Here is a 14,540-nt window from a genome sequence, read left to right on the forward strand (position 1 = left end):
TGGGGCGGGGTCAGGCGGCGCTGTCGGTCGTCCTTGGCTTCGAAATTGGCTTATACCCCAAATTCGGCGCAAGCCAGCCCTCGATTTCCTCAAGGGTAACCCCCTTGCGCCGGGCATAGTCCTCTGCCTGATCCTGACCGATGCGACCGATGCCGAAATAGGCGCTTTCGGGATGGGCGAAATACAGGCCTGACACCGCAGAGGCCGGCCACATGGCGCAGCTTTCGGTCAGGATCAGCCCGGCAGTCTCGGGCGCATTCAGCATGTCGAACAGGCGCCGTTTCTCGCTGTGGTCGGGGCTGGCGGGATAGCCCGCCGCCGGACGGATACCGCGATAGGTCTCTGAAATCAAATCGTCATTCGACAGGTTTTCATCCGCCGCATAGCCCCAGAGCGCCCGGCGCACCCGCGCGTGCAGCGCCTCGGCAAAGGCTTCGGCCAGACGGTCGCCCAGCGATTGCACCAGGATCGAGTCGTAATCGTTGCCCTCGGCCTTGTAGCGTTCGGCGATGGCGTGAACCTCGACGCCCGCGTTCACGGCAAAGCCACCGACCCAATCCGGCGTGCCTGTGGGTGCGACGAAATCCGACAGGCACATGTTGGCCCGTCCGGCGGATTTTCCACCCTGCTGGCGCAGCATCGGGAAGCGCGTGGCCTCGACCGTGCGGGACTCGTCGGTCCAGACAATGATGTCGTCGCCGTCGCTGTTGGCAGGCCACAAGCCCACCACCCCGCGCGGGGTGAACCAGCCTTCTTCCTTGATCCGGGTCAGCATGGCCTGCGCGTTTTCGAACAGATCCCGCGCCGTCGGCCCCATCTGTGGGTGCTTCAGGATCTGCGGGTACTTGCCGCGCATCTCCCATGTCCAGAAGAACGGCGACCAGTCGATGTAGGGCTCGATATCGGCGATGCTCATGTCGTCGATGACCGACAGGCCCGGCGTTTGCGGCGCGGGCGGCGCATAGGTATCCCAGCCGCCGTCGAAGGCGTTGGCGCGGGCGTCGGTCAGGCTGGTGCCGACGCGATCCCCGGCATCGGCGCGGCCCTTGCGCAAGGCTTCCTGCTGGGCCGCGATCTGGGCCAGGAATTCTGGCTTGCGGGTGGCGTTGAGCAGGGTTGAGACCACGCCAACCGCCTTGGAGGCATCGTCCACATGCACCACGCCATGGGCGTATTCCGGCGCGACCTTCAGCGCCGTGTGCTTCTTCGAGGTCGTCGCCCCGCCGATCAGCAACGGCAGATCCATGCCCTGCCGGGTCATTTCCGAGGCCACATCGACCATCCGGTCCAGCGACGGCGTGATCAGCCCCGACAGCCCGATGATGTCGGCCTTTTCTTCCTGCGCGCGGGTCAGGATATCCTCGGCGGGCACCATCACACCCAGATCGACCACGTCGTAATTGTTGCACTGCAGGACCACGCCGACGATGTTCTTGCCGATGTCATGCACATCGCCCTTCACCGTCGCCATCAGGATCTTGCCCTTGGCCGACGTGTCGCCCGAGCGTTTCTTTTCCTCTTCCATATAGGGGATCAGATGGCCCACGGCGGCCTTCATCACGCGGGCCGATTTCACCACCTGCGGCAGGAACATCTTGCCCTCGCCGAACAGGTCGCCGACCACGTTCATCCCGTCCATCAACGGGCCTTCGATCACGTCCAGCGGCTTGTCGGCGGCCTGCCGGCATTCCTCGGTATCGGCGATGACGAAATCGGTGATGCCATGCACCAACGCGTGGCGCAGACGCTCCTGCACCGGGGCCTCGCGCCATTTCGGGTCGGCCTTTTTCGAGGCCTCTCCGGCACCCTTGTACTTGTCGGCGATCTCCAGCAGGCGGTCGGTGGCGTCGTCGCGGCGGTTCAGCAGCACATCCTCGACCCGCTCGCGCAGTTCCTCGGGGATGTCGTCATAGACGGTGATCTGCCCGGCGTTGACAATCGCCATGTCCAGCCCCAGCGGGATGGCGTGGTACAGGAAGGCCGAATGCATCGCCTCGCGCACCGCGTTGTTGCCCCGGAAGCTGAACGAGACATTCGACAGCCCGCCCGACACATGGGTCAGCGGCATGGCTTCCTTGATCATCCGCGTGGCTTCGAAGAAGGCCACGGCGTAATCGTTGTGTTCCTCGATCCCGGTTGCCACGGCGAAGATGTTGGGATCGAAGATGATGTCCCACGGGTCAAACCCGGCTTCCTGCGTTAGCAGGTCGTAGGACCGCTTGCAGATCTCGAACTTGTGCTGCGCGGTTTCCGCCTGTCCGCCCTCGTCGAAGGCCATGACCACCACGGCCGCGCCATAGCGGCGCACGATCCGGGCCTGTTCCAGAAACGCTGCCTCGCCTTCCTTCAGCGAGATCGAATTGACCACGCAGCGGCCCTGCACGCATTTCAGCCCGGCCTCGATCACCTCGAACTTCGAGCTGTCGATCATCACAGGCACGCGCGAAATATCGGGTTCCGCAGCGATCAGGTTGAGGAATGTGGTCATCGCCTTCTCGGCGTCCAGCAACCCCTCGTCCATGTTGATGTCGATGATCTGGGCGCCGTTTTCCACCTGCTGCCGCGCCACATCCAGCGCGGCGGTGTAGTCGTCGGCCATGATCAGCTTCTTGAACCTGGCCGAACCGGTGACATTGGTGCGTTCGCCGATGTTGATGAAGCGCGCGATGCTCATGCCGCGCCCTCCGCTTCGAACATCTCAAGCCCCGACAGGCGCAGGCGCTGTCGCGAAGCCGGCACTCTGCGCGGCGGCTTGCCCTCCACCGCCTTGGCAATCGCCGCGATATGCTCGGGCGTGGTGCCGCAGCAGCCGCCCACCAGGTTCACCAGCCCGCTGTCGGCCCATTCTTCCAGATGCGCGGCGGTTTCTTCCGGCGTCTCGTCATAGCCACCCATTTCATTGGGCAATCCGGCATTGGGATAGGCGCTGATCAACGTGTCGGCGACCTCGCCGATGGTGCGCACATGGGCGCGCATCTCGGCGGCGCCAAGGGCACAGTTCAGGCCCACCGCAAAGGGTTTGGCGTGGGACATTGAGACCCAGAACGCCTCGGGCGTCTGTCCGGTCAGGGTGCGGCCCGAGCGGTCGGTGATGGTGCCCGAGATCACGATCGGCGGAATCTCCAGCCCCTCGTCGCGCAGGCTGTCGATGGCGAACAATGCGGCCTTGGCGTTCAGCGTGTCGAAGATGGTTTCCACCAGCAGGATATCGCAGCCGCCTTCGACCAGCCCCCGCGCCGCCTCGCCATAGGCGGCGGCCAGTTGGTCAAAGGTCACCCCGCGATAGCCCGGATCGTTCACGTCCGGGCTGATCGAGGCGGTCTGGTTGGTCGGCCCGATGCCCCCCGCCACCCAGCGCCGCTTGCCGCCGACACGGGCGATGGCCTCGCGCGCCAGTTCCACCGAGGCCCGGTTCATCTCGTAGGACAGATCCTCCATGCCATAGTCGGCCTGGCTGATCCGGTTGGCCCCGAAGGTGTTGGTGGTCAGAATGTCGGCCCCGGCGCGCAGGAAATCCTCGTGAATGTCGCGGATCATCTGCGGCTGGGTCAGGCTCAGCAATTCGTTGTTGCCGCCCACGTCGCGCGGATGATCGGCGAATCGCGTTCCCCGGTAACTGGACTCATCGGGCTTGTGCCGCTGAATCATCGTCCCCATGGCCCCGTCCAGCACCAGAATGCGCTTGTTCGCTTCGGTTTCCAGTTCCTTCGATCCCGACATGAAACCCCCTGTCCGGTGCCTTGGACGCCACGCCCGTCGCGTGCCGATTTCGGGGCTACATACAGTCCAGAATGCGGGACTTCCAGTCACCACTGCCATGGGCGCGGGCACCGGCGTCGTAACAGCACGCAAATCCGACGTTTTCTCTTGCCTGAGCCAAATTGCTGGGCTAGCAGATTCAGGCACGGTGGGAGAATCTGGACTTATCCAGTGCCGAAGGAGCAACCGCCCCGGTAAACTCTCAGGCAAACGGACCGTCGTGCACAAGGACTCTGGAGAGAGGCGCAAAACGCGTCCGCCGAAGGGATAACGATCTCAGGCAATCGGACAGAGGGGGCATCACGGGTGCGTGGCACCCGCCTGATGCCGGTCCCCTGCCCGGCGCCGACCAGAGGAGCCGCCATGGGCGATTTGAAACAGACACCCCTGCACGCCTTGCACCTGTCGCTGGGGGCCAAGATGACGGCCTTCGCGGGCTATGACATGCCGGTGCAATACAAGCCCGGCGTGCTGAAGGAACACCTGCAGTGCCGCGCCGAAGCCGGGCTGTTCGACGTCAGCCACATGGGCCAGATCCTGCTGACGCCGAAGTCGGGCGAGCTGACCGACGCCGCACTGGCGCTGGAAACGCTGGTGCCGGCCGCCATCGCCGGGCTGGCCGAGGGGCGGCAACGCTATGGCCTGTTCACCAATGACGACGGCGGCATTCTGGACGACCTGATGATCGCCAATCGCGGCGATCATCTGTTTCTGGTGGTCAACGCCGCCTGCAAGGATGCCGATCTGGCGCATCTGCAGGCGCATCTGTCGGCCACCTGCGAGATTACCCCGATTGCCGACCGCGCCCTGATTGCCCTGCAAGGCCCCGCCGCCGAGGCTGCGCTGGCGGCCCTTGTGCCCGCCGTGCGCGACATGCGGTTCATGGATGTTGCCGTCACCGCCAGCGCCTTTGGCGATCTGTGGATCTCGCGCTCGGGCTACACCGGCGAGGATGGGTTTGAAATTTCGGTGGCGGCAGACCGGGCCGAGGCCGTCGCCCGCGCCCTGCTGGACAACGACGCGGTGGCGCCCATCGGCCTTGGCGCCCGCGACAGCCTGCGGCTGGAAGCCGGGCTGTGCCTCTACGGCGCGGACCTGGACACCACCACCAGCCCCGTCGAGGCCGATCTGACCTGGGCGATCCAGAAGGTGCGTCGCACCGGCGGGGACCGCGAAGGCGGATTTCCCGGTGCCGCGCGTATCCTGATGGAACTGGACAAAGGCCCCGCCCGCAAACGCGTCGGCCTGCGCCCCGAGGGCCGCGCCCCGATGCGCGCCGGCACGCCGCTCTTTGCCGGGGCCGAAGGCGGCGACCCCATCGGGCAGGTCACCTCGGGCGCCTATGGCCCCACGATCGAGGCGCCCATGTCCATGGGCTATGTCACCGCTGCCCACGCCGACACCGGCAACACGATCTATGGCGAGGTGCGCGGCAAGCGCCTGCCCGCCAAGGTTGTGGAAATGCCATTCCGCCCCGCCACATACAAACGCTGACCCACTGGAGATCCGAGAATGAAATTCACCGAAGAACATGAATGGCTGCGCGAAGAAGATGGTCTGATCGTCGTCGGCATCACCGAACATGCGGCCACCCAACTGGGTGATCTGGTGTTCGTCGAACTGCCCGACACAGACATCGAGGTCGCCAAGGATGACGAGATCGTGGTGATCGAATCGGTCAAGGCCGCCTCGGACATCATGGCCCCCATCGACGGCACCATCGTCGAGGTCAACGACGCCATCGTCGCCAACCCCGAACTGGTGAACGAGGATCCGCTGGGCGACGGCTGGTTCTTCAAGATGAAGGCATCGGACGCATCCCAGATGGATGACATGATGGATGCCGACGGCTACGCGAAATTCATCGGATAAGGACCGCGACATGCCCTTCACGCCCACCGATTACCTGCCCTACGACTTTGCCAACAGGCGCCATATCGGCCCGTCGCCCGACGAAATGGCCGAGATGCTGAACGTGGTCGGTGCGGCGTCCCTGGACGACCTGATCGACGAAACCGTCCCGGCCAGCATCCGCCAGGCCGAGCCGCTGAAGCTGGGCCGTCCCAAATCCGAGCGCGAACTGCTCTACCACATGGCCGAAGTGGCCAAGCAGAACACGGTTCTGACCTCGCTGATCGGCATGGGCTATCACGACACCGTCATGCCCCCGGCGATCCAGCGCAACGTGTTCGAGAACCCGGCGTGGTACACCTCCTACACGCCCTACCAGCCCGAAATCAGCCAGGGCCGGCTAGAGGCGCTGCTGAACTACCAGACGATGATCTCGGACCTGACCGGGCTGGCAATCGCCAATGCCTCGCTTCTGGACGAGGCCACGGCCTGCGCCGAGGCGATGACCATGGCGCAACGCGGGTCGAAATCGAAGGCGACGGCCTTCTTCGTCGATGAAAACTGCCACCCGCAGAATATTGCTGTCATGCAGACCCGCGCAGCCCCGCTGGGGATCGAGGTGATCGTCGGCGCCCCCGAGGATCTGGACCCGGAGGCCGTCTTTGGCGCGATCTTCCAGTATCCGGGCACCTATGGCCACCTGCGCGACTTCACCGATGTGATCGCAGCCCTGCACGACGCCAAGGCGGCGGCCATCCTGTCCGCCGATCCGCTGGCGCTGACCATTCTGAAGGAACCCGGCGCCATGGGGGCCGACATTGCCGTCGGCTCGACCCAGCGTTTCGGGGTGCCGCTGGGCTATGGCGGCCCGCATGCAGCCTATCTGGCCTGCCGCGACAGCTACAAGCGGTCGATGCCCGGACGGCTGGTGGGGGTGTCGGTGGACAGCCACGGCGACCCGGCCTACCGGCTGTCGCTGCAAACCCGCGAACAGCACATCCGGCGCGAGAAAGCCACGTCGAACGTCTGCACGGCGCAGGCGCTGCTGGCGGTCATCGCCTCGTTCTACGGGGTGTTCCACGGGCCCAAGGGGCTGAAAGCCATCGCCCAGCGGATCCATCGCAAGACCGTCCGCCTGGTGCGCGGGCTGGAAGAGGGCGGCTTCCAGGTGGAGCCGGAGGCCTATTTCGACACCATCACCGTCAACACCGGCCCGATGCAGGGGGTGATCCTGAAATCGGCCCTGGCCGAAGGCATCAACCTGCGCAAGATCGGCGCGGATCGCATCGGCATCTCGCTGGACGAATGCACCCGCCCCGCCACCATCGAAGCGGTCTGGCGCGCCTTCGGAATTGACCGCAAGGACGACGACTGGACCCCGCACTACCGGGTGCCCGACGGGCTGATCCGCGACAGCGATTTCATGACCCATCCGGTGTTCCACATGAACCGGGCCGAGACCGAGATGATGCGCTATATGCGCCGCCTGTCGGATCGCGATCTGGCGCTGGACCGGGCGATGATCCCGCTGGGCTCCTGCACCATGAAGCTGAACTCGGCCGCCGAGATGATGCCGGTGAGCTGGCCCGAGTTTTCCAAGATCCACCCGTTTGCCCCGGCCGATCAGGTACAGGGCTATACCACTTTGATCAGGGAACTCAGCGCGGCGCTGTGCACGATCACTGGCTATGACGACATGTCGATGCAGCCCAATTCGGGCGCGCAGGGTGAATACGCGGGGCTTCTGACCATCGCCGCCTATCACCGGGCGCGCGGCGACAGCCATCGCAACATCTGCCTGATCCCGGTCAACGCCCATGGCACCAACCCGGCCTCGGCGCAGATGTGCGGCATGAAGGTCGTCGTCGTGGCCTGCACCGCCAATGGCGACATCGACCTTGGCGACTTCCGCAAGAAGGCCGAGGCGGCGGGCGACAACCTGGCCGCCTGCATGATCACCTATCCCTCGACCCACGGCGTGTTCGAGGACACCGTGCGCGAGGTCTGCGACATCACCCACCAATACGGCGGGCAGGTCTATCTGGACGGCGCCAACCTGAACGCCATGGTCGGGCTGTCGAAACCCGGCGAGATCGGCTCGGACGTCAGCCACCTGAACCTGCACAAGACCTTCTGCATCCCGCATGGCGGCGGCGGCCCCGGCATGGGGCCGATCGGCGTGAAGGCACATCTGGCCCCCTATCTGCCCGGCCATCCGGCCACTGGCGGCAGCGAGGGGCCGGTCAGTGCCGCGCCCTATGGCTCGCCTTCGATCCTGCCCATTTCCTGGGCCTATGTGCTGATGATGGGGGGCGAGGGGCTGACGCAGGCAACCAAGGTGGCGATCCTGAACGCCAACTACATCGCCAAGCGGCTGGAGGGGGCCTTCGACATCCTGTTCAAGGGCCAGAACGGGCGCGTGGCGCACGAGTGCATCCTCGACACCCGCCCCTTCGCCGAAGCCGGCATCACCGTGGATGACATCGCCAAGCGGCTGATCGACCACGGCTTCCACGCCCCGACCATGAGCTGGCCGGTGTCCGGCACGCTGATGGTGGAGCCCACCGAATCGGAAACCAAGGCCGAACTGGACCGCTTCTGCGCCGCCATGCTGGCGATCCGCGACGAGATCGCCGATGTGGCCGAGGGGCGGATCGACCGGGACAACAACCCGCTGAAGAACGCCCCCCACACCACCGCCGATCTGGTGGCCGAATGGGACCGCCCCTATACCCGCGAGGCCGCATGCTTCCCGGCGGGCGCGTTCCGGGTGGACAAGTACTGGCCGCCGGTGGGCCGGGTGGACAATGTCTTTGGCGACCGCCACCTGGTGTGCACCTGCCCGCCGCTGGAAGACTATCAGGACGCCGCCGAATAGGCCGCGTTCCGGCGGGGGCCGCGCAGCCCCCGTCCCCCGGTCCTGACCCGCGATCCGCGAACCGCCCTGCGCGGCGCCGTTGCAATCTGCTGCCGGCAGGGTCATATACCGCCCGACGATCCCTGGAGTGGCCATGCATACCTATCTCGACTTCGAAAAACCGCTCGCTGAAATCGAAGGCAAAGCCGAAGAGCTGCGCGCGCTGGCGCGGTCCAATGAAGGGATGGATGTGGAGGGCGAGGCCGCGGGGCTGGACAAGAAAGCCGCCGACCTTCTGAAAACGCTCTATTCCGACCTGACGCCCTGGCGCAAATGCCAGGTGGCGCGGCATCCGGACCGGCCGAACTGCAAGGACTACATCCGCGAATTGTTCACCGAATACACGCCGCTGGCTGGCGACCGGAACTTCGCCGATGATCAGGCGGTTCTGGGCGGGCTGGCGCGGTTCAACGATCAGCCGGTGATGGTGATCGGCCATGAAAAGGGCCACGACACCCAGACCCGCCTGCACCACAATTTCGGCATGGCGCGGCCCGAAGGCTATCGCAAGGCCGTGCGGCTGATGGATCTGGCCGACCGCTTCCGTCTGCCGGTGGTGACGCTGGTGGACACCCCCGGCGCCTATCCCGGCAAGGGCGCCGAAGAGCGCGGCCAGTCCGAAGCCATCGCCCGGTCGACCGAGAAATGCTTGCAGATCGGGGTGCCGCTGGTGTCGGTCATCATCGGCGAGGGCGGCTCGGGCGGCGCTGTGGCCTTTGCCACCGCCAACAAGGTCGCGATGCTGGAACATTCGGTCTATTCGGTGATCTCGCCGGAAGGCTGCGCCTCGATCCTGTGGAAGAACGCCCAGAAGATGCGCGAAGCGGCCGAGGCCCTGCGCCTGACCGCGCAGGACCTGCAGCAGCTTGGCGTCATCGACCAGATCATCGCCGAACCGGTCGGCGGTGCGCAACGCGATGCCAAGAAAACCATTCGCCGCGTCGGGCGCGCGATTTCCGAGCTTCTGGAAGAGATGGAAGGCATGGATGCCGCCGCGCTGGTGAAAGCGCGGCGGCGCAAGTACCTGGACATGGGCCGTCAGGGGCTGGCCGGCTGATCCGGCCGACCGGTCAGAAGCGGAAGGTCGCGGTGAACTTCACATAGGGCAGGACGCTGGGGGCATCATCCTCGGCATCCTTGATTTCCTTGTTCAGGTCGGCTTGCGAGACCTGCCCGGACTTGTCCGTCAGCGACACATCAAAGCCACCGGTATACATCGCCCCAAGATCGGCGCTGAGGGTCCAGCGCGGGCTGACCTGGCCGTCATAGCCCAGCGAGATCATCGGCATCACCGCATTCTTGGTGTCGGCGCTGTAGCGCAGGTTCACGTTGTTGTAGGTGTTGTCGCCCAGGGTGCCGCTGCCGCGCCCGGTGCCATCCACGTCATAGCCGCTGAGCATGGCGCCGCCTGTGATCCTGAGCCCGCCGATCCCGGTATAGTAATCCCCCAGTAGGCCAATGCCACCAAGCTGGGAGTCATAGTCATACTTGATACCGTCATCGGTTTCCGTGTCATCGACCGACAGGTAGCCCAGTGGCACGCGCAATCCGAACCGATCGCTGACGCGATATGTGCCTTCCAGCGTGGCGCCCAGGGTGGACAGGCCGAAGCCCAATCCGAATTCTCCCGGCTCTTGCGAAAGGGCGGAAGCGGGCACAATGCCAGCGGCGATGAGGATCAGGGCCTTGGTCACGTTTTCCATGGAATCATCTTGGCAGCTGAGAAATCCATGGGTCCACTAAGACCGATAATCCCTAACAAGTCATGTGAAAACCGCGTGATAGAGCCGCCAGAATGCCGTCTGATGCAAATAAATTACGTTGCGTCAAACTTCAGCCCGGCTTCGACCATCAGCTGCCTGGAACGTGCCTCGACGACCTCTTCAAGCGCGGCCATGAAGGGCTCGATCTCCTGGCCCGGCGGGATCGGATCAAGGAATTCCACCACCGCCGTGCCGGGTTTGCGCAGCACCCCCGACCTTGGCCAGAACACGCCCACATTGGTGGCGGCGGGCACGCAGGGCTGGCCCAGCTTCCGGTACAGCACCCCGGTGCCGATCTTGTAGGGCATGGTGGCGCGCGGCGCGACACGGGTGCCCTGCGGATAGATGATCAACTGGCCCGGCGCACTGCGCCCGGCGGCCACGTCCCGGACCATCTGCTCCATCGCCGGGCCGCGCTTGCCGCGATCCACCGGCACACAGCCGATGCGCAGGGCGTACCAGCCCAGGATCGGCGCCCGCACCAGTTGCTTCTTCATGATGAACTTCGGGCGCGGCACGACCGAACAGATCATGATGATGTCGAAGAAGCTTTGATGTTTCGAGGCGATCATCACCTCGTCGCGGGGCACCTCGCCGCGAATCTCGGACTTCAGGCCGATCATCCAGCCCGCCGTCCAGCGCACATAGCGGCAATAGGCACGGATGCCGGCGAAGGCGCCGCGCCGGTCAAACAGGGCCCAGGGGGTATAGATCACCGCCAGAACCGCCATCATCAGATACATCTGGCCGTTGAAGATCAGCGACCGAAGCCATTGAATCGCCTGCACGCCGTTCCCCCTTCCGCGTCACTTCCGCCTGTCTATGCCTGCCCGACCCCCCAAGCGCAACCGCGCGATGCTTTGCGCCGGCGTAGCGGGGGGCCTATAGTCGCCGCACCAGAACCGAAAGGGCGCGTGAGCGAGCATATGCGGATCATCTGTCCTGACTGCCAGGCGAAATACGACATTCCCGACGCGGCCATCCCCGACGCCGGGCGCGAGGTCCAATGCGCCCGCTGCGCCCACGCCTGGTATCAACTGCCGCTGACCGGGGCGGCGGCGGGTGCAGTGCCGCGCGACTTGGCGCGTGACGACGGGGAAGACGAGGACACCCCGCCCCCCGAGGCCACGGCGCGGCAGGACACGGAAACCGGCGCGCCCTCGCCCCGGCGCGAGCTGGACCCGAGCCTGCTCTCTGTGCTGCGCGAAGAAGCCAAGCGCGAGGCCGCGGTGCGTGCCGGCAAGGAAGAGATCCTGCCGCCCGCCGCCGCAACGCCGGAACCCGCCGCGCCTTCGGGCGCCAGCGCGCGTCTGGCGCGCCTGAAGGCCGCAGAGACCTCTGGAACGCCGCTGACGCCCGATACGGAAGCGGCGGTGGAAGATCCGGGTGCGGCCACCCGCAGCCCGCAGCCGCCGCTTCTGACAGCCTCTGAGGCCACTGCCAAACCGGCACGGCCTGGACGCGATCTGCCGGTACCGATTTCCTCGACCGAGCTTGCGGTGATCGCACAGCGGCGGCTGCGCACCGGGTTTCGTCTGGGCTTCGGTCTGACCGCAGGGCTGGCTTGTCTGGCGGTGGGGGTCTATCTGGCCGCCCCGCATGTGGCCGCGATCCTGCCGCAAGGCACGCCCTACGCGGATCTGGTGATTGCCCATGGCAACCGGGTGCAGGCACAGCTGATCGAGGCGCTCAGCCAGCTTCTGGCACCGCGCTCGGCGCTCTAGAACCGGTCCAGCAGGCGGCGCAGGTAGTCCAGTTCGACTTCGGGGCGGGTCTGATCGCCCGAGCGGCGGCGGATCTCGTCCAGCAGGTCGCGGGCGCGGCGATAGACATCCTCGTTCTGCAACAGTCGTTCGCGGGTGCCGAACTGGCCGTCGCCGGTGGCCTCGCGGCCCAGTGGATCAAGGCGGTTGCCGGGGGCGGTCTCGCCCAGCTGTTCGCCGCCCGGCCCCTGACCGGGCTGTTCCTGCGCCAGTTCGCGGCCCAGATCGCGGATGCCGTCGCGCAGGCGGTCCATGGCTTCGGACTGGCTGTCCATGGCGCCGGCCAGATCATTGCGGCGCAGGGCGTCTTCGGCCTCTTCCATGGCGCGGCCGGCGCCTTCCAGCGCCTCGCGCGCGGCGTCCGAGCCTTCGCCGGTGCCCGGCAGCGATTGTTGCTGGTTGCGCAGGGTGTCGCGCAGGGCCTGCTGGCGGTCGGCCAGATCCTGCGCCAGCCCTTCGGTGCCCTGCGAGGGGCCGTTTTCACCGCCCGGCTGACCGTTCTGCCCCTGTCCGGGCTGTCCCTGCCCCTGGCCCAACTCACGCCCCGGCTGCTGGCCCTGCAATCCCTGAAACGAGTCGTCGGACAGGTTCTGCTGGTCGCGCAGGGTCTCGCGCAAGCCGTTCAGCGCCTGCTGGCCCTGGCTGCCCTGCCCGCCGGGCTGGCCTTGCGCCATCTGCATGTTCTGCATCATCCGGGCGATCTGATCGAGCAACTGCTGCGCCTCGGCCATCCGGCCTTCCTGCATCAGTTGTTGCAGCCGGTCGAGCAGGTCTTCGAGCTGCTGGCCGGTGATCTCCTGCCCTTCGGCGAACTGGCGTTCCTGATCGCTGTCGCGCTGCTGCTGCGCCAGTTGCCGCATGACGTCCTGCATCGCTTCGCGCAACTCCTGCATCAACTGATCGATCTCGCTGTCGGACGCTCCGTCGCGCATGGCTTCGGCCAGCTTCTCCTGCGCGCGGCGCAGGCGGGCCATGGCATCGGACAGATCGCCTTCTTCGATTTTCAGCGCCAGTTCCCACAGGGTTTCCGCCATGTCCTCCTGCAACATCTGGTCGATGTCGGCGGGCGCCGAGGCCTCCAGCGCGCGGGCGATGGTGCGGACCCGCAGATAATCGGTCTGGGTCTGGAACAGGCCCTCGGGCCGATGCGAGATCGCCCGCAGCAATTGCGCCACGCGCGGCGCGTTGGCCCGCGCCCAAAGCAGATCCCGGCGCTGTTCGATCAAGGCCTGCGCCAGCGGTTCGAAGAACCGGCGGGCGGGCAAGGTCAGGGTCTGGGGATCGCTGGCGCCTTCGTTGCCTGCGGCATCACTCACCCGGAAGGTCATCATCACCGGCAGACCGGCCCAGGGGTGCTTCGAGAGATCCTCGACGAAGACCTCGGCAAAGTCCTCGCGCCCGCCGGTGATCGGCATCGGCAGGGCGGCAATCACCGGCTCGCGCGGGTCAGGGTCGGCAGCCAGACCAAAGCTGCGCGGCACCGCGGCCAGATCGAGGGCGAATTCGACCTCTCCGGTCTCGACGCCATAGTCGTCGCTGGCCGCAAAGGGTTGCGAGAACTCGCCGTCGACCTTCACGTCCAGCGGGCCTTCCAGCGCCACCTGCGGCGGCGCATCGGTGGTCAGGGAAATGGTCCATTCGGCGCCGCCCTCGCCGAGGATGGCCAGATCTCCCGGTTGCGTGACCTCGAAGGCCTGCGACGGGGCCGCAGCGCTGTCCAACTCGCCGGTGCGGCCCGAGACGGTTTCCGACACCGCCAGATCGCCCGGCGTGCCGTAAAGGCGCAGGTCGATCCGGGTGCCTGCGGGCAGGTCCAGCGGTCCGGGCGGCAGGTCGTTCAGGTACAGGCTGGGCCGTCCGGTATAGGCGGGCGGGGTCAGCCAGCCCTCCCACGACGGGCCGGCAATCACCGTGCCCGGCCCCGCAACTGGGCTGTTGTGCGTTGGGTCCAGCCGCAGGGCCGAACCGAACAGAAGCGCGATGGCAAACAGGGTCAACGCGGTGTAGCGCAGCCCGTATCGGTCGAAGCGAGACAGGTGAAGATCGGGCACCACGGCGCGGGCACGGGTCAGACGCGCCGCCATGCGTGCACGATGCGCGGCCCAGACCTGTTCCGACCCGGCATCTCCGGCACCGATCGCCTGCGCATCGCGCAGTGCCGCGATCGGGCGACCGGACAGCGAGGCATCGAGCCGCGCCTCGGCCTCGGCCCGGGACGGCCAGCGGAACCGGCGCAGCGCCCACCACAGGCTGCTGACCCCGGCCAGCGCGGCACACAGGAAAGCGCCCCAGTAAAGCTCGACCGGGGCCTGCTCCAGCAGCCCCAGCATGGCCACCGAGACAACGGTCAGCAGCACCGCCCAAAGCGGCCAGAAGGCGCGCACGCCGCGTTCGGCCACCAATCCCAGAAGGGTCAGCCGCAACGGCCAGCGCAGACGCTTGGCCGGATCGTGGATCCGGGTGGAGGGAGAAGTCATGCCGACCTCC

Annotated in this window: 8 protein-coding genes, 1 pseudogene and 2 riboswitches; of the genes and pseudogenes, 5 read left to right on the plus strand and 4 right to left on the minus strand. The window is 66.2% G+C overall.

The features are described 5' to 3' along the window. Positions 1 to 10: 10 nt before the first annotated feature. Positions 11 to 3,720, minus strand: a pseudogene (gene metH, locus AB0T83_RS02725) (methionine synthase). Between the two features lie 178 nt (positions 3,721 to 3,898). Beyond that, positions 3,899 to 3,987: riboswitch (glycine riboswitch) on the plus strand. Positions 3,988 to 3,990: 3 nt separating this feature from the next. Then, positions 3,991 to 4,053: riboswitch (glycine riboswitch) on the plus strand. A gap of 69 nt (positions 4,054 to 4,122) precedes the next feature. On the opposite strand from metH, the gene gcvT reads away from it, so the two are divergent. From gcvT to AB0T83_RS02745, 4 genes are all read left to right on the plus strand, one after another. Further along, the gene (gene gcvT, locus AB0T83_RS02730; protein ID WP_366191326.1) at positions 4,123 to 5,253 is read left to right on the plus strand and encodes a glycine cleavage system aminomethyltransferase GcvT; all 1,131 of its coding nucleotides are present in this window, start codon (positions 4,123 to 4,125) and stop codon (positions 5,251 to 5,253) included. A gap of 18 nt (positions 5,254 to 5,271) precedes the next feature. Beyond that, a complete protein-coding gene (gene gcvH, locus AB0T83_RS02735; protein ID WP_366191328.1) occupies positions 5,272 to 5,631 on the plus strand; it encodes a glycine cleavage system protein GcvH in 360 nt (119 codons plus the stop codon). A gap of 10 nt (positions 5,632 to 5,641) precedes the next feature. Further along, positions 5,642 to 8,488, plus strand: coding sequence for an aminomethyl-transferring glycine dehydrogenase (gene gcvP / locus AB0T83_RS02740; protein WP_366191330.1), 2,847 nt, complete (start codon positions 5,642 to 5,644; stop codon positions 8,486 to 8,488). 133 nt (positions 8,489 to 8,621) lie between these two features. Then, positions 8,622 to 9,584, plus strand: coding sequence for an acetyl-CoA carboxylase carboxyltransferase subunit alpha (locus AB0T83_RS02745; protein WP_366191332.1), 963 nt, complete (start codon positions 8,622 to 8,624; stop codon positions 9,582 to 9,584). 13 nt (positions 9,585 to 9,597) lie between these two features. On the opposite strand, the gene AB0T83_RS02750 is transcribed toward AB0T83_RS02745, so the two are convergent. Both AB0T83_RS02750 and AB0T83_RS02755 read right to left on the minus strand, forming a co-directional pair. Next, positions 9,598 to 10,230, minus strand: a complete 633-nt coding sequence (locus AB0T83_RS02750; protein ID WP_366191334.1) for a hypothetical protein — start codon at positions 10,228 to 10,230, stop codon at positions 9,598 to 9,600. Between the two features lie 113 nt (positions 10,231 to 10,343). Beyond that, positions 10,344 to 11,033 carry a lysophospholipid acyltransferase family protein gene (locus AB0T83_RS02755; RefSeq protein ID WP_366191582.1) on the minus strand — a complete coding sequence of 230 codons (690 nt, stop codon included), beginning with the start codon at positions 11,031 to 11,033 and terminating at the stop codon, positions 10,344 to 10,346. Between the two features lie 171 nt (positions 11,034 to 11,204). Here AB0T83_RS02755 and AB0T83_RS02760 point away from each other — a divergent pair, with 171 nt between their 5' ends. Next, entirely contained in the window at positions 11,205 to 12,014 is an 810-nt protein-coding gene (locus AB0T83_RS02760) for a zinc-ribbon domain-containing protein (protein WP_366191336.1), read from the plus strand. Here AB0T83_RS02760 and AB0T83_RS02765 read toward each other — a convergent pair. Then, entirely contained in the window at positions 12,011 to 14,530 is a 2,520-nt protein-coding gene (locus tag AB0T83_RS02765; RefSeq protein WP_366191338.1) for a TIGR02302 family protein, read from the minus strand. The genes AB0T83_RS02760 and AB0T83_RS02765 overlap by 4 nt on opposite strands. Positions 14,531 to 14,540 lie beyond the last annotated feature (10 nt).

This window comes from Meridianimarinicoccus marinus, assembly GCF_040689105.1.
Lineage (GTDB): Bacteria > Pseudomonadota > Alphaproteobacteria > Rhodobacterales > Rhodobacteraceae > Meridianimarinicoccus > Meridianimarinicoccus marinus.

Bases quoted from the DNA above. Each gene is read 5' to 3' on its own strand.
- gcvT (WP_366191326.1), top strand. From the start codon at position 4,123: ATGGGCGATTTGAAACAGACACCCCTGCACGCCTTGCACCTGTCGCTG.
- gcvH (WP_366191328.1), top strand. From the start codon at position 5,272: ATGAAATTCACCGAAGAACATGAATGGCTGCGCGAAGAAGATGGTCTG.
- gcvP (WP_366191330.1), top strand. From the start codon at position 5,642: ATGCCCTTCACGCCCACCGATTACCTGCCCTACGACTTTGCCAACAGG.
- AB0T83_RS02745 (WP_366191332.1), top strand. From the start codon at position 8,622: ATGCATACCTATCTCGACTTCGAAAAACCGCTCGCTGAAATCGAAGGC.
- AB0T83_RS02750 (WP_366191334.1), bottom strand. From the start codon at position 10,230: ATGGAAAACGTGACCAAGGCCCTGATCCTCATCGCCGCTGGCATTGTG.
- AB0T83_RS02755 (WP_366191582.1), bottom strand. From the start codon at position 11,033: ATGTATCTGATGATGGCGGTTCTGGCGGTGATCTATACCCCCTGGGCC.
- AB0T83_RS02765 (WP_366191338.1), bottom strand. From the start codon at position 14,530: ATGACTTCTCCCTCCACCCGGATCCACGATCCGGCCAAGCGTCTGCGC.